General features: G+C 58.2%; 17 protein-coding genes. 4 read left to right on the top strand and 13 right to left on the bottom strand.

Going from position 1 to position 23,590, the window contains the following annotated elements:
- The first annotated feature begins 86 nt into the window (after nucleotides 1–86).
- Nucleotides 87–773, top strand: coding sequence for an SDR family oxidoreductase (locus tag K6117_RS13720; RefSeq protein ID WP_221796398.1), 687 nt, complete (start codon nucleotides 87–89; stop codon nucleotides 771–773).
- Nucleotides 774–985: 212 nt separating this feature from the next.
- Here the strand turns inward: K6117_RS13720 and K6117_RS13715 are convergent, their stop codons facing one another.
- The 13 genes from K6117_RS13715 to K6117_RS13655 all read right to left on the bottom strand — a co-directional run bounded on the left by K6117_RS13715 (nucleotide 986) and on the right by K6117_RS13655 (nucleotide 15,389).
- A complete protein-coding gene (locus K6117_RS13715; RefSeq protein ID WP_221796395.1) occupies nucleotides 986–2,158 on the bottom strand; it encodes an acetyl-CoA C-acyltransferase in 1,173 nt (390 codons plus the stop codon).
- 113 nt (nucleotides 2,159–2,271) lie between these two features.
- Nucleotides 2,272–3,069, bottom strand: a complete 798-nt coding sequence (locus K6117_RS13710; RefSeq protein ID WP_221796392.1) for an SDR family NAD(P)-dependent oxidoreductase — start codon at nucleotides 3,067–3,069, stop codon at nucleotides 2,272–2,274.
- Nucleotides 3,066–3,281, bottom strand: a complete 216-nt coding sequence (locus tag K6117_RS13705; protein WP_221796390.1) for an SDR family NAD(P)-dependent oxidoreductase — start codon at nucleotides 3,279–3,281, stop codon at nucleotides 3,066–3,068. Before K6117_RS13705 ends, K6117_RS13710 begins: the two co-directional genes overlap by 4 nt.
- On the bottom strand, nucleotides 3,271–5,013 hold the full coding sequence (locus tag K6117_RS13700) for an acyl-CoA dehydrogenase family protein (RefSeq protein ID WP_221796387.1): 1,743 nt from the start codon (nucleotides 5,011–5,013) through the stop codon (nucleotides 3,271–3,273). The genes K6117_RS13705 and K6117_RS13700 overlap by 11 nt, the downstream gene beginning before the upstream one ends.
- A gap of 13 nt (nucleotides 5,014–5,026) precedes the next feature.
- Complete coding sequence (locus K6117_RS13695) at nucleotides 5,027–6,634, bottom strand: long-chain-fatty-acid--CoA ligase (protein ID WP_221796384.1); 1,608 nt, start codon at nucleotides 6,632–6,634, stop codon at nucleotides 5,027–5,029.
- 82 nt (nucleotides 6,635–6,716) lie between these two features.
- Nucleotides 6,717–9,071, bottom strand: a complete 2,355-nt coding sequence (locus K6117_RS13690) for a TonB-dependent receptor (protein WP_221796381.1) — start codon at nucleotides 9,069–9,071, stop codon at nucleotides 6,717–6,719.
- 94 nt (nucleotides 9,072–9,165) lie between these two features.
- Nucleotides 9,166–10,161, bottom strand: a complete 996-nt coding sequence (locus K6117_RS13685) for a YeiH family protein (protein WP_221796378.1) — start codon at nucleotides 10,159–10,161, stop codon at nucleotides 9,166–9,168.
- A 2-nt stretch (nucleotides 10,162–10,163) separates the two neighbouring features.
- Nucleotides 10,164–11,456, bottom strand: a complete 1,293-nt coding sequence (locus tag K6117_RS13680; RefSeq protein ID WP_221796375.1) for an MFS transporter — start codon at nucleotides 11,454–11,456, stop codon at nucleotides 10,164–10,166.
- A gap of 43 nt (nucleotides 11,457–11,499) precedes the next feature.
- The gene (locus tag K6117_RS13675; protein ID WP_221796372.1) at nucleotides 11,500–12,087 is read right to left on the bottom strand and encodes an RBBP9/YdeN family alpha/beta hydrolase; all 588 of its coding nucleotides are present in this window, start codon (nucleotides 12,085–12,087) and stop codon (nucleotides 11,500–11,502) included.
- 8 nt (nucleotides 12,088–12,095) lie between these two features.
- Nucleotides 12,096–13,160 (bottom strand): beta-keto acid cleavage family enzyme, encoded by a 1,065-nt coding sequence (locus K6117_RS13670; RefSeq protein ID WP_221796369.1) that lies wholly within the window; start codon nucleotides 13,158–13,160, stop codon nucleotides 12,096–12,098.
- Nucleotide 13,161: 1 nt separating this feature from the next.
- Nucleotides 13,162–13,521: a carboxymuconolactone decarboxylase family protein gene (locus K6117_RS13665; protein ID WP_221796366.1), complete on the bottom strand. Its 360-nt coding sequence runs from the start codon at nucleotides 13,519–13,521 to the stop codon at nucleotides 13,162–13,164.
- 28 nt (nucleotides 13,522–13,549) lie between these two features.
- Nucleotides 13,550–14,398: a TauD/TfdA dioxygenase family protein gene (locus K6117_RS13660; RefSeq protein ID WP_221796362.1), complete on the bottom strand. Its 849-nt coding sequence runs from the start codon at nucleotides 14,396–14,398 to the stop codon at nucleotides 13,550–13,552.
- Nucleotides 14,399–14,411: 13 nt separating this feature from the next.
- A complete protein-coding gene (locus K6117_RS13655) occupies nucleotides 14,412–15,389 on the bottom strand; it encodes a quinone oxidoreductase family protein (RefSeq protein ID WP_221796358.1) in 978 nt (325 codons plus the stop codon).
- A 122-nt stretch (nucleotides 15,390–15,511) separates the two neighbouring features.
- On the opposite strand from K6117_RS13655, the gene K6117_RS13650 reads away from it, so the two are divergent.
- From K6117_RS13650 to K6117_RS13640, 3 genes are all read left to right on the top strand, one after another.
- Nucleotides 15,512–16,678 carry an AraC family transcriptional regulator gene (locus K6117_RS13650; RefSeq protein ID WP_221796355.1) on the top strand — a complete coding sequence of 389 codons (1,167 nt, stop codon included), beginning with the start codon at nucleotides 15,512–15,514 and terminating at the stop codon, nucleotides 16,676–16,678.
- A 410-nt stretch (nucleotides 16,679–17,088) separates the two neighbouring features.
- Entirely contained in the window at nucleotides 17,089–21,702 is a 4,614-nt protein-coding gene (locus K6117_RS13645; RefSeq protein WP_221796352.1) for a beta strand repeat-containing protein, read from the top strand.
- 32 nt (nucleotides 21,703–21,734) lie between these two features.
- Nucleotides 21,735–23,465 (top strand): ShlB/FhaC/HecB family hemolysin secretion/activation protein, encoded by a 1,731-nt coding sequence (locus K6117_RS13640; protein WP_221796349.1) that lies wholly within the window; start codon nucleotides 21,735–21,737, stop codon nucleotides 23,463–23,465.
- Nucleotides 23,466–23,590 lie beyond the last annotated feature (125 nt).

Here is a 23,590-nt window from a genome sequence, read left to right as displayed (position 1 = left end):
CAGTATGTTCGTACCATTTTAGATCTCAAACTCTACCCCAGTGAGATCGGCTTAACCCTTATAACTATCAGCAAGGAGAATGCCCCATGGCCAATATCGCAATTACCGGTGCCGCACGCGGTATCGGACTTGAACTTGTACGTCAGTATGCCGCCAATGGCGATCGCGTTTTTGCCCTCTGCCGCACCCCATCTGAGGCGTTGAACGCAGTGGCGGCTGCTTCGGGCGGCAAGGTCACGATCCATGATTTGGACGTCGGTAGTGACGAATCGGTGAAGGCTGGTGCTGCCAGCACTGGCACCGATAATATCGATGTGCTGCTCAATGTGGCTGGGGTCACTGGTCCGACCGAGCCGGAACTGGAACTCGGTTCGTCTGACTGGGCGGCTTGGCAGGATGCGCTCAATATCATGGTCATGGGGCCGCTGCGCGTGATGCAGGCATTTCTGCCGCGCATGCAGGCCGGTGCGAAGGTGATCAACTTCTCAAGCCAGCTCGCGGCGTCGACCTGGCCCTATGGCGGCTATTATGCCTATGTTGCGGCAAAGGCCGGTCTCAACCGCGTGATGCGTTCGGCGGCTCTTGATCTCAAGGATCGCGGCATCATCATCGGCCTCGTCCATCCAGGCTGGGTGCAGACCGACATGGGCGGCCCTGACGCCGAAATCACCACAGTAGAAAGCGCAATCGGCATCCGTAAGGTCACGGCTGACTGGACGATTGAACGCAGCGGCGATTTCCTGAAATGGAATGGCGAAACCCACCCTTGGTAACAGTCAATGGGAGGCTCGCAACGGGTGTTCTTGTTGCGAGCCTCTCCGCTTTAATGGGAGTTAAAATATTGAACCGTGTATAATTTTTCTCCAGCATCGTGCCCGAATTCGGCCCTGTAGATACGGTGCGGGATGCAGCGCTTCACGATATATCCGCCTGACTGGCAAGATCGAGGGCGAGCCTGTGATTGGATTTTCTAATTTCTCTCCGCCTATAACACTTCAAAAAGTCCGGCAGCTCCCATGCCACCCCCGATGCACATGGTTACGACGACATAGCGTGCGCCTCGGCGCTTTCCTTCGATCAGGACATGGCCGACCAGACGCGCGCCTGACATGCCATAGGGGTGGCCGACCGAAATGGCGCCGCCGTTGACGTTGAGCCGATCATCAGGAATGCCAAGCCTGTCCTGACAATAGAGCAGTTGAACCGCGAACGCTTCGTTCAATTCCCAAAGGCCGATGTCCTCGATCCCAAGGCCGAAACGTTTGAGGAGCTTTGGAACGGCAAAAACGGGCCCGATACCCATTTCGTCAGGTTCGGTGCCTGCCACAGCCATGCCCAGATAGCGACCAATCGGGGCAAGGCCACGTCTTGCCGCCATCGCCCCTTCCATCACGACACAGGCCGAAGCGCCATCGGATAGCTGGGACGCATTGCCAGCGGTAATAGACCCACCTTCAACCACAGGCTTCAACGCAGCCAGCCCTTCGGCGGTGGTTTCTGGTCGGTTGCCTTCATCCCGCGTGACCATCACTTCGCGTTGCGAAGCCTCTCCGTTTTGCCGGTCGATGACCGTCATGGAGGTCGCAACCGCGACCAACTCTTCATCAAATGCTCCTGCTGCCTGCGCGGCAGCCGTTCTCCTTTGCGACTGAAGCGCATAAGCGTCCTGCCGATCACGCCGGATTCCGTAACGATTTGCCACGATTTCGGCTGTTTGCAGCATCGGCATGTAGATATCCGGCACCATTGCCAGTAATTGCGGGTCCGGATCGATGCGCAGGGCGTCTGTCTGGACCTGCGAAATCGACTCCACCCCACCTGCCACCACGATGTCCATCCGGTCGACCAGAACCTGCTTTGCGGCGGTAGCGATCGCCATCAGGCCCGAAGCGCACTGGCGATCCATAGTCATGCCTGCGACCGTGACGGGAAGTCCCGCACGCAGGGCTGCAGTTCGGCCGATGGTGTGTTGCCCACCCTGCGGCAGCGCGGCACCAAAGACCAGATCATCAATTTCGCCGCCTTCCAGCCCGGCGCGTTCGATAGCCGCGCGAATGGCATGGGCCGCCAGTGTCGCAGGCGGCGTAGCATTGAACGCCCCGCGAAAAGCGCGGCCAATAGGTGTCCGTGCGGTGGATATGATCACGGCGTCACGCATTTTTCTTCTCCAAGCTTGGTTTGTAGGTATTCCGGTGAACGGTATTCACGCCATGCACTGCTAGCCGATAGAAATTGCCCAATGCAGCGGGGAGACCAAAGCCTAGCAGCGAGTCAAAATGATGATTCGCCAAGGGCGCGGGGCTTGGCGAAGGGAAGCGAGCTTGAAAGGCCGCCATCCACCACCAGTGCATGGCCGTTGACATAGCTCGCCTCGTCAGAAGCAAGGAAGGCGATTGCCCTAGCGATTTCGCAAGACTCACCGCCCCGGCGCAGCGGGTTGAGCTGACCAATCATATCTTCCCGGCCCTTCGCCCGCGCAGAGTCAAAAAGCGCCCCTGTCATGCCCGTCTCTATCAGGCCGGGGCAGACGGCATTGATCCGGATGCCCGTACCGCTGAGCTGCTGCGCAGCGGTTTGCACCAGATTAACGACACCGGCCTTGGATGCGGAATAGGCCGGTCCACCGGCACCTGCGCGCAAGCCAGCAACAGAGGCAGTGCAAATGATGGCACCGGGCCTTTGGGCATCGAGCATGGCACGCGCACCGAAGCGGATCGCCAGAAAGGCCCCGATCAGATTGACGCGCAGCACAGCCTCCCAGTCGCTTGCAGCCTGATCGAACAGACCTGCCATGCCGCCGCTGATCCCGGCATTGGCGCACAATATGTCAATGCCGCCATGGCGCTCGGTTGCGCACGCGATCATCGCGGCCACATCGGCCTCGCTTCCCGCATCCCCGATCACGGCATGGATGGAGTCATGGGCGGCGGCGGTTTCATGCACGCTTTCATTGCGATCAAAGGCGATCACATGGGCGCCCTCGCTGGCAAATAGATGCGCCACCGCCCGCCCGATGCCCGATCCGGCACCGGTGATGACAACGCTTTTTCTCGCGAACCTTCCGCTCATAAGGTTCCCCGCACGGTGGCGCCGACAACCACGACGATCGACTGGCCATTGACATAGGCCGCCTCGCAGGAGTCCTGCTTGCGACTGGAGATCGCCACGCGCTCGCCAGCGGCGGCGAATGTCTCGGCAATGGCGCGACCGATGCTCCGTGACGATCCCGTGACGATCGCCACCTTGCCATCGAAATTGAACAGACCCGCCTCAGTTCTCATCGGTCAATTCCTCGTCGCTGAGCGCGTAAAGCAGTTCCGCGCCGGCCTGCGATGATTGCATGAGGCCGCGCGCTTCAGGCACGATATGCTCTATGAAATAACGGGCAATTGCAGGCTTGGTCCGCGACAGCACCCCACCCGACTTGCCCGCAACTTCCGCCTGACGAAGCAATTGCCATCCGGCGACCGCCACCGCGCACATGGTGCAGAAGGCAACCGAACCGGCAAGACGATCATCAATGTCCGGCCTGTCCAGCATCCATTTGGCGACCTGAGCGCAATCGCGGGCCAGTCCAGCCAATTCAGGACTGTCGTGCGCATCGCGTTCGATATCCGCCATCAGCGCCGCCAGCGCCGCCCCGCCATCGACGACGAGCTTGCGATTAACAAGATCGGCGGCCTGAATGCCGTTTGTGCCTTCATAAATGGGCAAGATGCGGGCGTCGCGCCAATATTGTGCGGCACCAGTTTCTTCGATGAAGCCCATGCCGCCATGCACCTGAACGCCAAGCCCTGCGACCTCACAGGAAATATCGGTGCACCATGATTTGGCGAGAGGGACGAGCAGATCGGCGCGCAAGCGGGCGTTTTCCTCATTCAGCGCCGCGCGGTCAACCTGACCACAGGTGTGGTAGAGCAAGGCGCGCGCGCCCTCTGTCAGCGCGCGCATCCGGAGCAACATTCGCCGCACATCGGGGTGCTGCACGATTGGCACGGGGTTTTTGTCTGCCGATCCAGCGCGGGCCGACTGGATGCGTTCCCGGGCATAGGCCGCCGCCTTCTGCTGCGCCGCCTCCGCGATCATCACGCCTTGCGCGGCGACTGTGATCCGCGCCGAATTCATCATGGTGAACATGCATTTGAGGCCCTCGTTCTCGGCCCCGACCAACTCCCCCACACAGGCGTCATTATCTCCGTAGCTCATTACGCAGGTGGGCGATGCGCGCAACCCGAGCTTGTGCTCCAGACTGACGGCTTTAACATCGTTCAGCGAGCCGGGGCGGCCATCCGGTGTCGGACGATAGCGCGGGACGACAAACAGGCTGATCCCGCGCGAACCGGCGGGTGCGCCGGGAAGCCGCGCCAAAACCAGATGGATGATGTTTTCCGCGAGTTCGTGGTCACCCCAGGAAATGAATATCTTCGTGCCCTTGATGAGATATTTCCCCGCGTCCGGACCTTCGGCGATGGGTGTCGCGGTGGTGCGCAGCGCCCCGACATCAGAACCTGCATGCGGTTCGGTCAGATTCATGGTGCCCGACCATTTGCCGCTTATCAATTTCGGGAGGTAGAGCGCCTTCTGCGCATCATTACCGTGCATGTGCAGGGCTTCCATCGCGCCCAGTGTCAAATTCGGTATCATGGCCATGGCGAGGTTTGCGGTGCCGAGGCTTTCTAACGCTGCCACTGCGAGGCTGAAGGGCAGGTCCTGCCCACCAAATTCCACAGGGCCGAAAATCGAATTCCAGCCCTGTGCCACGAATGCACGATAGGCATCAAAATAGCCATCAGGCAAACAGACCTTGCCGTCCAGCAAGCGTGCGCCCTCAACATCTCCAATTCGGTTGAGCGGGGCGAATTCCCCCTGTGCGAACTGTCCCGCGCCCTCGACAATGGCTTTGACCATGTCGGGGCTGGCAGCGGAGAAATAATCGCATTGCGCCAGTTCATCGATTCCCGCGCTCACTTCGAGTGCGAAAACCTGTTCGCGGGTTACGGGTCGGTATGTCATTCTTTCCGTTCCTTCAGCGGTTGCGTATTATTTTGCGCAGCGCAGCCTTGTTCACCTTGCCAGTCGCGCCCAGTGGGATCGCATTGAGAAACACATATTCGTCAGGCATCCACCAGCGGGCGATCCGGCCATCAAGATGAGCGCGCAGTTCGTCTGCACCGATAGAATGTCCGGAGCGCAACTCGACAACTAGAAGCGGCCTTTCATCCCATTTGGGATGCGGCACGCCGATAGCAGCAGCGTTGGCGATGGCGGGATGCGACAATGTGATATTTTCGATCTCGATCGAACTGATCCACTCGCCGCCGGATTTAATGACGTCCTTGGCGCGATCGGTGATTTGCATTGTGCCATGCGTGTCGATGGTGGCCATGTCGCCCGTGTCGAAAAAACCATGTTCATCGAGAATTTCGCCGCCTGCCCCATTGAAATAGGCCCCGGCAACGGCAAATCCTCGTACCATCAGCCGACCGGGCGATGCGCCATCCCAAGGCAGGTCGCGGCCATTCTCGTCGGTAATCCGCAATTCGACCCCGAACGGCGGGCGCCCCTGCTTGAGCTGCTGCGCGACATGCGTTGCCTCATCGGCTTGGGCGAGTGCCGCCGGGACGCCCCCGATGGTGCCGATAGGCGAGGTTTCGGTCATGCCCCACGCGTGCACCACCTCGACGTCATAATCTTCTTCAAAAGCACGCAGGATCGCCACGGGCAGGGCGGCTCCCCCAATCACGACACGCCTCAGCCATGGTAGTGCCAGCCCGTGCTGGCGCAGGTGATGGAGCAATGACAGCCAGACCGTTGGCACTGCCGCCGCAAAGGTGACGCGCTCCTTGTCGAGCAGTTCGAAAACCGAGGCACCGTCAAGCTGACCACCTGGCATAACCAGCTTGGCGCCCGCCGCCGGCGCGGCAAAGGCAAGCGCCCAGGCATTGGCATGGAACATCGGCACAATCGGCATGACGATATCGTCCGGTGCGATGCCCAGCGCGCCCTTGCCCAAGGCCATGAGCGAAACGAGCACGTTTGAGCGGTGCGAATAGAGCACGCCTTTGGGATTGCCCGTGGTCCCTGATGTGTAGCACAGGCCGCAGGCCGTTTTTTCGTCGAAGCCGCCCCATTCGGGCGCATCGTCCGCACCTGCGATCCATTCCTCATAGGGCATTGCATCAAGGCTGTTGTCCGGAAGCGTCTGCGCATCGGCGATGACGATGTAGTGCTCGAACGGCAGTTGCTCGCGCACGGTTTCGATCAGGCCGATAAAGCTGGTATCGAGGATCAGAATCCGGCTGCCAGCGTCATGCGATATCCAGGCGAGTTGATCGGGGTGGAGGCGCGGGTTGAGGGTGTGCAGCACGGCACCGATCCCCATTGCACCATACCAGCATTCCATGTGTCGCTCACTGTTCCAAGCCAGTGTCGCGACCCGATCGCCAAGGCCAATTCCGATTTTTCGGAGCGCTGCAGAAACCCGCTTCGCCCTGTGGCGGATCGTCGCATAATCAGTCCGGTGGATCGTGCCATCCGTGCGACGAGTGATCACCTCACGCGTGGCGTGAACGCGTGCAGCATGATCGATGATGCGATCGACGGTAAGCGACCAGTCCTGCATAAGTCCGCGCATCGGTTGCTCCTTGTTGGGCGCAACTCTCCCGGCGGCGCGGAACGCGCGCCGGGAGGTGCCCCTCTCGAATGAATTCAGGCGATCAGAAGCGGAATGTCGCTGACGCGCCCCAAGTGCGCGGTTCGCTGGCCTGTATGCGGTTGGGGCTGCTTCCTGAGAATACCGTGTTGTTGAGGCCAAGAGCTGCGCCCAGTGGTTGATAGACCGCCAGCGGGCGATAATGCTTGTTGCCCAGATTGCGGCCAAACACGGAAACCGCCCAGCGATTGTCCGGTCCGTTGAGCGTCAGGCGCGTACCCATCAGGACATAACCATCGGCGAGCGTCTGCGGATTGGCATCAAGCGCGGTGCCGATATATTGGTCAGAGATGAACGACATATTGCCGTTGATCGCCCAGCTCATGCCGCTGGATCCGATATCACCAGACCAATCGACTGCAATATTCCCCGACCATTTCGGCGAGAAGGTGTTGGGCCTGCCGGTGAGGTTCTGGGTGCCGGTCAATCCGGGAAGATTGGCGCCGTTAATGTAATCGGTGAACTCGGAGTCGAGATATGCAAACGATCCGTTGACCGAGAAGTTGCGGGTCGGTGCCATGGTCAGGTCGAATTCGAAGCCTTGCTGCCTCAGGCTGCCCGCATTTCTGATCACGAAACTGACACCGTCAAATGCACGGTCCTGAAAACCAGCGATGTCCATACGGAACAGGGTGAGATTTGCCTTGAGCGCGCGGTCGAGCCAGCTCGACTTGATACCCATTTCATAATTCTTCACCGTTTCACGGTCGAAAATGCGCCGGGTCAAAATCAGATTGCCCGAAGAATCGAAGGTGGACAAAGAAGGCGTGCCGCCACCCGAGTTATAGCCGCCCGATTTGTATCCGGTCGAGTGTGTGGCGAAGATCATTACATCGTCGCTGGGCTTGTAGTTGAGGCCGATGCGATAGGTAAAGCGATCATCCTTGAGCCCGGGGAAGACAAGTGCTTCGGTCGCGCGCAGGGTCTGGGTGAAAGGGCTGGATGCCTGTGCAAAGCGGCCGTGCTTCTTGTCGCTGGTCCAGCGACCACCCACAGTCAGTGTCAATTGGTCGGCAATATGGATGTTGCCCTGCCCATAGACGGCTATGCTTTTCGCATTCTGGAATACGTCCTGCACGGTTGCGCTCCGGCCGTTGTTGGTCGCATAATAGGTGTTGCACGCGGTGCGCGCCGCACCTGCCGGGACAAGCACGCCGCAAAAGCTAGTGCCGAGACCGAGCCGTTCGCCGATCTTGAAGTCTTCCTGAAAATAATGGACGCCCGCGACCATGTCGAACATGCCGCCGAGCCATTCCTTTTCGGGCGAAATAAACTGCAATTCGTGATTGTGGCTCTTCGAATCGAAGAGGCTGGTGCGATCGACCAACGAGACCGGGAAAAAGATGATGTCCCCATCAAGCTGGTCGTTGGTCCAGACGCGATAGCTGTTGATCAGCTTGAGTGTCGACCCGCCGATATCGAGCGAAGCGGTGCTCGATACGCCCCAATTCTTGTCCTCCATCCCGGTGGCCATATATTGGTTCATATAGCGATCGTTGAGATTGGTGTCCGGTCCGCCGTTGAAATTGGCCTTGATGAAGGCAAGCCGCGCCGGGCTGACGGAATTGGGGTCGAAGTCGAAATTGGCGACCCCGTCACCGTCGAGCTTGGTGTAGTCGGCCCGCACAATCCATTCGAGATTGCCGAGATCGGCCTTGACCGTGCCACGGAACGCGACATCGTCCGATCCGCCGTAACGCTTGCCATCGAGCCGATTCTTCCATGCCCCCTTGAACCATTGCCCCATGCCAGCCATGCGCATCGAGACATTTTCGCCCAGCGGCATATTGAAGTTGCCAGACAATTTGTAGCGGTCGAATGAACCCAGTTCCCCGGTCACTTCGCCAGAGAGTTCGTGACGTGGAAGTGCGCTGCGCAGCGAAAGCGCGCCAACGCTCGCGTTACGACCGAACAGCGTGCCTTGCGGGCCGCGCAGTACTTCGACACCCTCCATGTCGAGAAAGGCGCCCAGCACCGAGGCTGAACGGGGCACATAGACGCCATCGAGGAAGACCGCGACGCTGGGTTCAATCAGCGTATTCGCCAGAGATCCGACACCACGAATACCGATGCGGGTCGAGCCGGTGTTGGATGAGCGCACGGTTTGGAAATTGGTGGCGATCCGACCTAGATCGAGAATATTAGAGACATTCGCCTTGGTCAGCGCAGCGTTATTGAAGGCCGCGATGGAAATCGGCACGCGCTGTACGCTTTCCGAACGCTTTTGCGCCGTGACGACAATATCGTCGCTGGCGGCAGTGTCATCGACAATTTCCTGCGCATATGCAGGACTTACCAGATTGGTTGTCGCAAGCAGCGCCAGAGTGCTGACGCAAAGACGCGCTGTGTTGATAGACATTTCAGTTCCTCCCCAATCGAATTTATTTTGTGGAAACTATGCCTGTGGCCGCCGAGTTATTTCACATTTCACGACAGCATTTTTGCAATCGGTGTCAAACTATCCCGGTCTTGAGTAAGGCGAGCACCATTACCGCGAGCAGCGCAGTCTCGGCGAACATCAGAATCACCGGGCGAATGCCCACCTTCACGATCTCTCCCAGCCGGGTTTTCATGCCGATGGCCGCAATTGAGGTGACCAGGCACCAGCGCGAGACATCGTTGGCGAAATTGCCGATCGGCTTGGGAATCGAAACAATGCTGTTGACGAAAACCAGCACCACGAACCCCACCACGAACCAGGGTAGCAGCGGTGGACGTGCTGTGCCCGGTGCGCTGCGGCTGCGCGTAATCTGTCCTGCAACCAGAATCACCGGCAGCAATGTGGCAACGCGCAGCAGCTTGACGATTGTCGCTGTATCCCCGGCATCCGGTGAGATCGCATAACCTGCACCGACCACCTGTGCGACATCGTGGATCGTCGCGCCGATGAATATACCGGCGGCATGGTCCGATAAGCCGGTTGCATGCGCAATCAGCGGATAAGCAATCATCGCCAATGTCGAGAATACCGAGACACCAATCACCGTGAACAAAGTGGCCTGTTCACGCTTTTCATGCGGGGGCAACGCAACGGAAAGTGCCAGTGCTGCAGACGCGCCACAAATCGCCGTGGCGCCGCCCGATAGGAAACCAAACAGCGGATTGAAACCCATCAGACGCGCCATGACGACAGACGCGGCGATTGTCACAGCGACAATCCCGACGATCATCACCACCGGTTCCCAACCTAGCGCTGTCACCTGCCCCCAGCCGATCCGCATGCCAAGCAACGCAACGCCGCTGCGCAGCACGGCCTTTGAGGTAAACTCTATACCCGCCCGGGTTTGTTCGTTCTCGGTCAGAAAGTTGAACGCCATCCCCAGCAGCAATGCATAAAGCATGACCGGAGACGAATAATGTTCCGATAAAAATGTCGCCGCCGCTGCAACCAGCAACGCAAGGCCAAAGCCTGGCGCCATCATTCGGACGCCGTCAAAACCACTTTTCATGGTCAGTCCTTTTTATAAGCCTTGTCAGCGTTGATGCCGAGGTCGGAAAGGTAATTGCGGCGCATGAGCGCAAAGACGAAAGCTGCCGCTACACAAGGAATCGGGAGGAGGCGAAAAGCGCCGATCAACCCGAGGCTATCCGCCAGATGGCCAGTGAGGATCGGACCCGGGGCCAGACCCAGCACATTGTTGGCCAATGTCAGCGTGGCGAAAGCCGAACCGTGAATTGCAAGCGGAGTCAGGTTTGCCACCATGGCGCCCGCCGGCCCAGTTGTTCCCGCGACCAGAAACAAGGCCAGACCAAGCAATATGAGTTGCGGCAACCCCGGTGACAGGTAAAAGGCAAGTGACAGGGTTGCCGCCGTCCCCAGCGAATAGGCGCATGAGAGCGTGATCTTGCGTTCAGGACGATCCCGCGCCAGACGGTCGCTGAGCATGCCGCACAAAATCATGCCCGACCCGCAGACCAGCAGCAGAATTGCGGCAGTCCGTCCGGCGCGGTCTATCGGCATGTGATAATAGCGGTTGAGGAAACTCGGTAGCCAAGCCGGCAGCGCCCCCGCCGCAAAGAGTTGCAGGCCACTGCCGACATAGGCAAATCGTACGCACCGGCTGGTAAATAAGGCACGCAAGGGCGGGGCCTTTTGCGCCGTCCCCACCAGTGCTCCACCAGCAAGCGCGCAAACGCGCTGTTCGCGGACAACCAGCGGAAACAGAATGCCAAGCGTCAGCCCAAACAGGCCAATCGCCACAAAAGCCATACGCCAACCGTGGTCCGCCGCGATCTGCGCGCCAAGCGCAACGCCGAGAACCTGTCCAAAAATCCCGCCGGCCATGAAAGCGGAAGACAGCGTGGCCCGCATTCGTTGCGGGAAGACACTGATAACCAGTGCAATGCCCACGCTTCCATATGCCGCTTCACCCAGCCCAACCAAAGCGCGACCCAGCAGCATCTGCCCGAACCCGTTTGCCACCGAACAGAACAGCGTGGCCAAACTCCATAGGGCAGCCATCAGCGTCAGGCTGCGAACGCGGCCCCAACGATCCGCGAAGAGTGACAGTGGAACGGTCAATACCCCGACCATCACCGCAACCACCCCAGAAAGCAGCCCGAGCTGCGTATCGCTGAGCTGCCATTCGGCCTTCAGCAGGGGAAACACGGCGTTCAGCACCTGACGCGCCATATAGTCGGAAATCAACAGGCCAAAACTCAACGCGAAAATCAACCAGCCATAGAAGGTCGCGCGTGGCGGCCCACCTGACAGACTGCCGGTGTACGGGCTTTGTCCTGCCATCTCCTATTCTCCTACATAATGCGGCCTTTGGGCCGTCATTCCATTATGGCGTCTCGCGCGCCAGTTGCTTGATAAGGTCGTTCGCTTTTTGCCACGGTCCAAAGCCGGCAGCCGGATTGAGGTGACCGACCTCTCCAGCATCGATCAAACGCGCACACCAGTTATGCGCCAGTTCTTTCACGCGTCCATATTCGGCCAATGGATCGTTGCGGCTTGCCACGACTGTTGTCGGGAATGGCAGTGCTGCTCGCGGGATCGGTAGCCAGCCATTGGCGTCAAGGTCGGCCATTTTCGGATAACCTTCCGGCAAAGGTCTTTCGACATCGGCTGGGGTGACAAGCAGGGCGGCACGCACTTTCTTCAACAGCATATCTACAGCGCGCGTCGCCGCCCAATGTGCCACCATCAGGCAGCCCGCACTGTGCGCGACGAGGATCACATCGCCGTCGATCGCCCTTATAGCCTCGTCAAGCGCATCAATCCGGGCGGCCCGGCTCAGCCCGTCAATCCGCAAGGGTTCGACAGTGACTGAGCCGGGGAAGTCGCACGCGGCATGAGTCTGCCAGTGATCCTCGACATGGTCCCTAAGGCCCGGCACAAAAAGCGCCGTAACATTGCCAAGATCAACCATGATCGCGCTCAGGCCACTTGACGGATAGGCACCGCAAGCTGTCCGCGCTCGCGGTTGGGTGCCATGCCCAGACGGTTGAGCGTTTCCTCGGTCGAATTATATTGCGTGCCGATCTTGTAGATCGAGCGTGCTTCTTCGCCATTCGCGATGTCGCGTCCCAGTTCGCGCGAAATCCGCACGAGCTGTTCGATCTGCGCAATCGACCCCATCTTGTTGCCATAGGGATCGTAAATCGTGTCCTCAATGCCGCAGCGAACATGCATGCCCAGTGCGATAGCGATAGTGTTGATCGGCAAGACATTGCCCATCACGCTTTCCAGCGTGACTGTCGAACCATCAGGCGCGCGACGGATGAATTCCATGAAGTTCGCCGGATTGGGTCCGTCGAAGCCGCCGCCGATTCCCACCCAGGTAAGGTTGAGCGGCCCCTTGTAATGACCACGACGGACCAGGCGTTCCACCGTTTCCATGTCCGGCATGCAGGTCAGCTGAAAATGCGGCTGGATACCATTGGCCTGCAGGCGCTTCAGATGCTCCTCGACCCAAGCAGGACCGGCCGGCACGACCATCTCGCGATAGGCATGATACAGGGCCGGGTTCGATATCGAAGTCGGGCCGTATTCTTCCTCGGTCATCAGGTCCATGACGTTCATCTGGGTCGTGTTGACCGCGATCGTCACCTGTTCGGGCGTCGGTTTCAGTTCGGCCAGCAGATGGCGCACTTCGTCGGTCATCCATTTGGCTTCTGCGCCTTCTTCATCACTTTCGGGCGCGAAGGAAATCGAACCACCGACCTGAACAATCATCCCCGGCACCGCCGTGTGAATCCGGTCGATCATCTCATTGAACATGGACAGGCGCTTTGAGCCATGACCATCGGGTTCCCGGCAATGCAGGTGGAGAACAGTGGCGCCTGCATTGTAGCAGTCGACCGCCTTTTGCACCTGCTCTTCCATGCTGACCGGGATATCCTCGGGGAAATCCTCGGGCATCCATTCGGGGCCATAGGGAGCCACAGTGATAACCAGCTTGTCCTGGTTCTTGGGCAGCAGAGAATCGTCAAGGAATTGCATTTCAAATCTCCTTTGAGGTTGCGGTGATTGCCATCCCGCGTAGTTTCATTTCTTCGACTAATATCGGTGCGCCCATGGCAATGGAATGGATGCCCAGAGCAGCAACTGCTTGCAAAACAGATATAATTTCTTGTGGGGTTGCACCCAAATCAAGTGCGGCGGCGATGTGGCGACGCGTTCCCGGTGCATACATGTGTGTGCAAGCGGCATCGACGGCGATGGCAATGAACTCGATGGTCATGGGGTAGAGAACATTGTGCCGCCAGATGGAGGTGCCCATCTTCAGAAAATCCTCCATCCATTCCGGATCAAGGGCGCTGGCCTCATCCCATGCTGAATTCCAGCTGCCATTCTCCTTCATGGCGTCGCTTATGGGAGTGTCTGACATTTCAGTAGGGCCTGTCGCCGATGATGCCGGCGCGCTCCATCCGGCGCACGGTTGGTGCATAATCCATCACGGCATAATGCTGGGTCGAGCGGTTATCCCATATCGCCATGGAATTGGGCTGCCAGCGCCAGCGAACCTGATATTCGGGTATTGCTGCGCGGCTGATTAGATATTGCAGAAGATTAGCGGCGCCGGGAGCATAATCCTGCCCGTAACGGACATTATCTGCGGTGTGAAAGTTCGTGAAATGCGTGGTAAAGCCATTTACGAACAGAATTTTTTCACCTGTCTCCGGATGCGTGCGTACCACCGGGTGCTCGGCATCGGGATATTGTACCTTGAGTGCATGGCGCTGTTCCTCGCTCATTCGGGCGCCAAAAGTTGCCTCAATCGAATGACGGGCATTGAGAGGCTCAATCGTTTCCTTCACATGATCGGGGAGGTCGGCATAAGCCTTTGCCATATTGGCCCACATCGTGTCGCCGCCTACGGGCGGACAGACAATGCACCGCAGCACACAGCCCATCGGCGGCGCCACCCGCCATGTCGCATCGCAATGCCATGAATTTTCGTAATAATCCGGCGGCGAATTTTCATCTTTATAGATACGCACCAGCCCCGGATTTTCGGGATCGCTACCGGCAACCGGATGATCCTCAAGCGAACCGAAGCGTTCGGCAAAGGCGACATGTTCGGCGCGTGACATGTCCTGATCGCGCAGGAACAGCACCTTGTGTTCGAGTAATGCAGCATGAATTTGCGAGAACAGATCGTCGTCGCGGGCTGCATCGGCCAGATTTATGCCGGAAAGCTCGGCGCCAATATGGGTGGTAAGCTTTTCGATCCGCATGGTCGAAACCTCCTCAGATCACGAAGATTGATGAACCGATCGTCTGGCCGCCTTCAAGGTCGCTATGGGCCTGAACGCAGTCTTCGAGCGCGTAACGCTGGCCGATCTCAACCTTGATGCGGCCTGCCGCGAGGTGCTCGAACCAGAAACTTGAAAGTTCGGCGCGCTCGATCGGATCAGCATAGAAATCGGCGAAAGCGGGACGGATGAAATAGACCGAGCCCTGCAACATCAATTGCATCGCCTCTATTGACGGAAAAGGACCGGAAGCTGTGCCGCAACCCACCAGAACGCCGCGCCGCTTCAAAGATTTCAACGAGCCCTCGAACGTGTCCTTGCCGACACTGTCGAATACCGTCTGGACGCCTTCGCCGCCGGTCAACTCCCTTACCCGTGCGGCCACATCTTCGCGGCGGTAGAAAATGATCTCATCGCAACCCATGGCGCGTGCCTTTGCGGCCTTTTCTTCGTTCGACACCGTACCGATAACCCGCAGGCCTAGGATTTTGGCGACCTGCACCGCGAGCAGGCCAACGCCACCTGCCGCAGCATGCAGCAAGATCGTGTCCCCGGCCTTAAGGCGGGGATCTGCCTTCATCAGCCAGTAAGTCGCCGAAAGTCCGCGCATGGTCGAGGCAGCAGCTGTTTCCAGCGAAACCGTGTCGGGAAGCTTGAATAGCGGCGCAGCAGGCATGACCCGTTCGGTGCTATAAGCACCAAGCGGCCCGCCATTATAGCTCACCCGGTCTCCCACCGCGAAAGACGTCACGCCTGCGCCCACGGCCTCGATCGTTCCCGCACCCTCGACACCAATACCGCAGGGCGGTTGCACCGGATAATAGCCGGATCGGAAATAAGTGTCGGCGAAATTACAGCCGATCGCGACATGGCGCACCTTGACTTCGCCGGGACCGGGTTCACCGACCGAAGCCTCCTCGACCCGAAGTACTTCAGGGCCGCCGCACTCATGGAACCGCACTACCTTGGCCATTGCCTTTATCTCCTCTCATTGCCTTACCGGGTAGGCGGACGGAGGATTTTGTTTTTCACATTTCGTGACAAAGTTTTCCCATTCGATGCCAGCCTTATGCCGGATGCCGATGGGGTCCGTTGGTGGAAGCCTTGTCCTCCCGTTCTTTATTGCGTCCTGATGGCTTTATCGACGCCGCAACCTTCACAGCACCATCGGACGGCGCATTGCATTTCTTCACATTTCGTGACAGACTTTTCCCAATCGACGCCATCAGAGCATCGGCAGAGGAAGGCGAGAGGATGGCGGAACTGGTTCGCGTGGCTGCGCTGACGGGCTATCTTGAGACAATGGCCAGTTTCGGGATCGACCCTCGTCCGCTCCTCAAGGAGCAGGAGTTGACTGCCGATCAGCTTGCAAGCCCCGAACATCTTATCTCTGCCAGATCGGCTATCCGCCTGCTGGAACGCAGCGCACAAGTCACCAATTGCATTACATTCGGGCTGAGAATGGCCGAAGGGCGCACGCTGGCCAACCTGGGCGTTTCAAGTCTTCTGATTGCGCATCAGCCAACCCTGCGTAAGGCATTGACGGCGCTTTCAGAATTCCGGGCGCGCATCAATTCGACTCTTGTCCTCAATTTTGAGGAATTCGGTGACGAAGTAATCCTGCGAGAGGATTTTTCCCTTCGCCGTCCCGAGTCGTCGCGACAATCGTCCAATCTTGCGCTAGGTGTTCTGGCGAAGCTGTGCGCCGCTGTGCAGGGTCCAAGATGGAAGCCGCAAGCGGTTTGTTTTTCGCATCAGGCGCCGCCGCCCGCAGAACTACCCATCTTCACACGCCTGTTCCATTGCAAGCCAGAGTTCGATTGTGAGTTTAATGGTATAGTCCTGTCTGCACACGACCTAGATATTCCGAACCCGACAGCAGACGATCAACTTGCCAAACATGCGCGACATCTTTTGGAATCGGTGATGAACACCGGCGTGCACACGACTGCGCAAGATGTGGATCAACTCATCAAGTTGCTCCTGCCTACAGGCCGCGCGACAATCCAGACGTGCGCCGCATCGATTGGCGTAACGGTTCGAACACTGCAGCGCATGCTTGATGCAGAAGGGATGAGCTTCAGCTGCCTGCTGAATGAGGCGCGCATGCAGCTTGCTATTCAGCACCTTGCCAACCCGCGTATGCGCATAACTGATATTGCCGATGTGCTCGGTTACAATTCGATCGGCGCCTTCACACGCTGGCATGCAAAAGTATTTGGCAAGCCCCCTCGCCGCATGCGCAAAGAAGGCGCTGCCTGAATCCGAATACGGAAACATTCCACTCCACGGTCCTACGTCAGACTGTGCACTTGTACTATTTAAATTGTCAGTCCGTATTATACCAAAGCGCTCGATTTCCGTTTGTTTCGGTGCATTGGTGTGTCTGAGCAGCCGTCGAGATGACGGCGCCGGGTGCTGGCCTTGATGCGCGGGTCTGGTGTCGGCGAAGACGACCTTCGCATGGTGGCATATACCGCACCTGCACAGATCCACCGCGTGGTTCGGATCAGATTGGCCTTATCTGGACTCGAAATCATGGAAAATATTAATATTTAACAAATTATAAATGCTGCGCCTTGGCTCAGCCTTAATTTACGATGGGCATAAGGGGCATCGATATGCGTGACGCGGCATCCACTTGGGGGAGGCGAGCTTTCTCGCGTCTGCGCATGACTCGTATGTTGTTTACGACTGCGCTGATCGCGCCTGCGCTGGTTTTATCCGGTCAGGCCGCCGCCCAGTCGTTCGATGCTGCTATCGTGCTGCCCCAGAATGGCAATATCGTCGCCGGATCGGCTGTAATCAGTTCATCTGCTTCAGGCGGCCTCAATATTACGCAGAGCACATCCAAGGCCGTCATTGATTGGAGCGCCTTTTCTATCGGTGAAAATGGCAGTGTTCATTTTGACAACGGATCTGGGGCGACTCTTAATCGCGTGACGGGCTCAGGCGTGTCCTCCATCGATGGTCTGCTGTCCGCTTCAGGCTCGGTCTATCTGCTTAATCCCAATGGGGTGATTATTGGCAAGGATGGCGTTGTTGATGTGGGCGGCAGCTTTGTCGCCTCGACACTCTCACTGTCCAATGATGCCTTTATGGGGGGCGGCGATTTGACGCTGGCTGGCTCCTCGACTGCATCTGTGGTCAATCTTGGCCGGATCGGGGCGCTTGGCGGTGACATCGTGCTGGCGGCATTTCATACGGTGAACCAAGGTGCGATTGCAGCACCCTACGGGACGGCTGCCCTGCTCGCCGGCAGCACGATTTTGCTGGTCGATCGGGGCGACAGCGATGGCCGCTTCAAGGTGCTGATTGGCGGTGCCGGGACAAACGCGCTCAACGCTGGCGGGGTTGAGGCTGCAACGGTTGAACTGCGCGCCAATGGGGGCAGTATATACGCGTTGGCGGGTGACACCCGCGGTGTGATCAAGGCGACCGGCATTGGTACGAATGATGGCCGCATTTACCTTACGGCAGGCACGGGCGGCGCAATTGCAGTGGCCGACAGCACCCTGACCGCCCGGACATCGACAGGGGCGGGCGGGATGATCCTGATCGGGTCAGCTGACACGGCCCAAACCAGCCTTATTGCGGGCACAGTTCTCGATGCGAGCGCGCTTCAGGGCGATGGCGGCTTTATCGAGACATCCGCCGCGCACGTGACGATTGCGGACGATGTGCACATTTCTACGCTCGGTGCGGGCGCGCGCGCGGGCAGTTGGTTGATCGACCCCAAGGACTTTACGATTGCTGCCACGGGTGGTGACGTGACCGGCGCGACATTGTCAGCGCAATTGGCAACGTCCAATGTCGAAATCCAGAGCGCCAATGGTGCGACGGAGGGCAATGGCGATATCATTGTCAGCGATAGCGTCAACTGGAGCGCGAATACGACGCTGACGCTGACGGCTGAACGGGACATTGTGATTAATCGCGATATCACGGCAACCGGAGCAAGCGCTGGACTGGTGATGGCCTTTGGCGCAGGACGCGACTATCAGCTGAACAGTGGCGCCATCACGCTGTCAGGGGATAATGCCAGCCTGAACATTGATGGCAATGCCTATATATTAATCCATAATGTCGACCAGCTTCAGGCTATGGCAAGCAATCTGACCGGCTATTATGCGCTGGGCAATGGGATTGACGCAGCCGCTACGGCTGGGTGGAATGGTGGTGCTGGATTTGCGCCGATCGGCGATAATGTCAATCGATTTGAGGGGACACTGGCGGGTCTCGGGCATGGGGTGAACGATCTCATCATTAACCGGCCAACACAGAATTATGTCGGTCTATTTGGTTGGAATAGTGGCGCTATTCGTGACATCGGTATGCTAGGCGGCAGTATCCGCGGTAACCGTTATACTGGCGCGCTTGTTGGCGTGAACACTGGCACGATCAGCAATGCCTATGCGACCGGCGCGGTCAGCGGGGTGGAGTATGTCGGTGGCCTTGTTGGCCTGTCAGGCGGCACGATCAACAATGCCCATGCCACTGGCACGGTCGTCGCCACTGGTAATTGGGTCGGCGGGCTTGTCGGCGTTAATTATGGCACGATCAGTAAAGCCTATACCCGCGGTGCTGTCAGCGGGTTGGAGTTTGTCGGCGGGCTTGTCGGCGTGAACTATCGCACGATCAGTAATGTCTATGCGACCGGCGCGGTCAATGGCACCAATTATGTCGGTGGGCTGGCTGGTATGAGCGAGGGCACGATCAATCATGCCTATGCCACCGGCTCGGTGAGTGGAACGAGAATCATTGGCGGTCTCGTTGGATTGGGCCTCAGCGAAATTAGCAATGTCTATGCGACCGGTGCGGTCTCGGGTAATGAAACTGTCGGCGGTCTCTTCGGTAACTTCAGTGGCACGATGCTGACCAATGCCTATGCGACCGGGTCGGTCAGCGCGAGTGGAGCTGTCGGCGGATTGGCTGGCTACAATAACGGCACCATGACCAACGTATATGCCACTGGTGCTGTCAGCGGATCTGGTAGTGTTGGCGGGCTGATCGGTACAAATGATGCAGGTGGTTCTGTCACCAATGCTTATGCAACTGGGGCCGTTACGGGCGTAAATACTGTTGGCGGGTTGGTCGGCCTTTATTATGGCAACATCACCAACGCATATTGGGACAGCTATTCGACTGGGCGGTTGAATGGCTCCGGGTATAATTTGTCATCGGGCCTTACAGCCATAACCAGCGATCCGACGAAATCCGAAGACGGCAACTACGCGTTCAATCCTGCCGCTTATTCGGGCTTCGACTTTACCAATACGTGGTTCATGGCGGATGGCACGCGGCCGTTCTTGCGTTCTGAATGGTCGACCACAATTACCAATGCCCACCAACTTCAGCTCATGGAGATGGACCTGGGCGCGAGCTACACGCTTGCAAATGATATTGACGCTTCGGAAACTGGTAATTTTGCCACGAACCATTCGGGTATGTGGAATGCATCCGGTTTTTCACCGCTGGGTCGTATGGGCAATCCTTTTACGGGAACGCTGTCGGGTGGCGGCCATGTCATCAACGACCTGACCATTGCGCGGTCGTCACAGAATTATGTCGGTCTTTTCGGTTGGAATGGCGGCATCATTGACGATGTAGGCTTGCAGGATAGCAATGTCAGCGGGTCATATTTTGTCGGCGGGTTGGCTGGCTTCAACACAGGCGCGATCAGCAACACTTATGCGACCGGCGTGGTCAGCGGCGCTGATTCTGTTGGCGGTCTAGTCGGTGTGAACCCCGGCACGATTAGCACTTCCTATGCTACAACTGCGGTCAGTGGATGGAGCAGTATCGGTGGGCTCGTTGGTTATAATGACTATAATGGCACGATCAGCAATGCCTATGCGACCGGCGTGGTCAGCGGGGTCGATAAAGTAGGAGGGCTTGTTGGTTGGAATTACGCTGGCGGCATGGTCAACAATGCCTATGCGACTGGCGTGGTCAGCGGAAGCTCTAATGTTGGCGGGCTTGTTGGCTACAATCCGGGCACGATCAGCAACGCTTTTTGGGATAGCTATACGACCGGGCAGGTAAATGGCGTGGGTAACGGTTCGGTAGCTGGTGTTGCCGCTGTGACCAGTGATCCTTCCCAGTCGGCTGCGGCCAATTACGCGTTCAAGTCCTCCGCCTATTCGGGCTTCGACTTTGACACAATATGGGCACCGGCCAGCGCAGGCTATCACCCTGAGATTTATGGCGTATCTGGGGTCGTCGGGATCAAGTTCGCCGGTGATTATTCACGTACTTATGGTGACAGCAACCCTGATTTTGGCGGTCTATCCTACAGCATATTGGGCACAGGCTATTGGAACACACTGACTAGTGATCCGGCCATCGCCACCAGCGCAGATGCAACCAGCAATGTCGGCAGCTATGACATTTCCGGCATTGGCGCTAGCGCCACGCGCACCCAAGGTGGCGCGGCCCGGATTGTGTATATACCGTCGACGCTCACGGTCACGGCCCGACCGATCACGGTGAGTGCGGATAATCTCAGTCGTATGTACGGGGATGCTAACCCGCAGCTGACGTACAATATCATTGCTGGGAATCTTGTGAACGGGGACAGTCTGGACGGCGAATTGTCGTCATTGGCTGGCCTTAGTGCCGCCATCGGCACATATGATATTACTCAAGGCACTCTGGCATCGGCCAATTATCAGATTGGCTTGGTCAATGGCGCGCTCACGGTCACGGCCCGACCGATCACGGTGAGTGCGGATAATCTCAGTCGTGCGTACGGGGATGCGAACCCGCAGCTGACTTACAATATCATTGCTGGGAACCTTGTGAACGGGGACAGGCTGAGCGGCGAACTGTCGTCATTGGCCGACCTTAGCGCCGCCATCGGCACATATGATATTACCCAAGGCACTTTGGCCGCATCGGCCAATTATCAGCTTAGCTTCGTCAATGGCACGCTCACGGTCACGGTGCGGCCGATCACGGTCACCGCCGATGGCTTGGGTCGCTCTTATGAAGATGCGAACCGGGATATGATCTGTCCAATCGGCGATGCATGTCTGGCCCATGATGATCATCTGACCGGCACAATGTATACGGCGGTCACGATCAACGCCGCTACGGGTGCGCATCGCGCCACCCAAGGCAGCTTGCTCGACTTGCTGACCATTTTGCCCGACACGCTGACAGCGCCGGGCAGTTCTTTGCGCCTGAAGCCCTGGCAGAGTCCGCAATATGGGCCCGCCGCACGTAATTCGGGGATGCCTTCCATGAAGGCGCCAACAAAAATGAGCTGGAGCGACGTTCGATGATCATGTTTGCGGACGCTCATAATGGATCGGCTATGAATGATATGACGCATGATCGCCCGCCTGCCGCGTGGCAGGGGTCGGTGTTGCGTTCAATGTTGCTCTGCTCCGGCGTGGTGCTGGCGCTGGGCAGCAGCGGCGTTGCTGCACAGGTGCTTGAACGCAATCTGCCGCCTGCGCCGACACTTCATGGCCAGCCGATGGGGCCTGACAGCCCGCTGTCCTCCGATCAGGACGATCGCCCGATTGGGGCGGCGCTGAAGGCGGTCGTCCTGCTGGCGACGTCCAGTGATGTGCTGGTGGACGCTGCGTCGGGTATCGACACGCATCGGGTTGCGCGTCTCGACAATCCGGCTGCCCGCGCGATACTGGCCCCTTATCTCGGTCGTCCGCTGTCGCGCCGCCTGATTGGGGAGTTGCAGATCGCCATCACCCGTTATTATCGCGCGCGTGGTTTTCCATTCCTGTCGGTGTCGATCCCTGAACAAGAGGTAACCCAAGGCATATTGCAGATCAGGGTGATTGAATTTACCGCTGGCGAGATCGAGGTGGTCGGCAATCCGAGGCCATCGGCCAGCTATATCAAGGACCATATTCGTCAGCGTACAAATGCGCCGATTGATGTCCGGATACTCTCGCAGGATCTCAACTGGCTCAACCGCAATCCATTTCGGAATGTGGAGACGCTGTTCTCTCCGGGCGATGGGCTTGGCCGCACTAACCTTACGCTCTCCGTGGCCGATACTAAGCCTTGGCGTGTGTATGCGGGTATTTCTAACAGCGGATCGTCGGCCACAGGCAGGAACCGGCTGTTTGCCGGTTTTGAAGCAGCACCTGTGCGCATGGCACCTGACTTGCGGATTGCCTATCAGTTTACTGGGTCGGATGATCTGCTTGACGGTGATGCAGGCGCTTATCGCAGCCATGCCGGCATCGTCAATTTCGGCATTGCGCCACGGCAGTCCATCGACCTGACGCTGGCGCACATCGAGACCAGACAGGCCAATGGGCCGTTTGATATCACGCAACAGACCAGTGAGGCTGTGCTGGGTTGGCGGCAGGCCAGCGGCGCATGGGGCGACCTTGAATTTGGCGTTGAGGCGCGTCGCAGCAAGCGACAGGTGGCCTTTGGCGATATTGCGCTGAGCACGGCTCAAATAGATGTCATCCAACTCTATGCAAATGTTGAAAATGCCATGACCGATCGGCTTGGCACGTCCTATCTCAGCCTGACTGTGCATGTTAGTCCAGGCGGGATCGGTCGCCGCAATGGTGCAAAGGCCCTGACAATTCATACCAATGGTCGGGTGACGGATAGCCGTTATGGCTATGTGGAAGGCAGTTACGCCCGGTCGATCAGGCTTGGGCGCGCCCGATTGAGTACCGAATTGATCGGACATATGGCCACCGGGCCGTTGCCCGACAGCGAGCAGTTCGGCATCGGCGCATCGGGCTATGTGCGTGGCTATTCGCTTGATGACGGTGGTTATGATGCCGCTGTCGTCTTGCGCAATGCGCTTTATGCGCCTTCGTGGTCGATGCCGGGACAGCAGGTTGTGCAGCCCTATCTTTTTGTCGATGCTGGATATGCCCGCCAGTGGCGGACCCAAAAAGACATGACCCCCTTCTCGCTGGGGGCGGGCGCGCAATACCAGCTTGGCAGGGCTTTTGCGGGTAGCGTCTATGCTGCGCGCGCTATGACATCTGCGCCGCGCACCAATGAGGGTGACTGGCGTATGATTTTCAGTGCGAGAGTCAGCTATTAAGAAGGCGGGTAGCAGATCACTTTCATGCCCCGCCCTCGCAAGTCATCCAGCCCGTTATGCGTATTGTAAACCAATTGGCCTCGGGCAACCCCGGCGCGGTTCATTGTTGGTCACCGAGGCGGAGC

The organism is Alteraquisediminimonas sediminicola, from assembly GCF_019740335.1.
Classification (GTDB): Bacteria; Pseudomonadota; Alphaproteobacteria; order Sphingomonadales; family Sphingomonadaceae; genus Alteraquisediminimonas; species Alteraquisediminimonas sediminicola.
The sequence above is the reverse complement of the archived record's forward strand: the minus strand, read 5'-3'. Positions and strand labels throughout refer to the sequence as shown.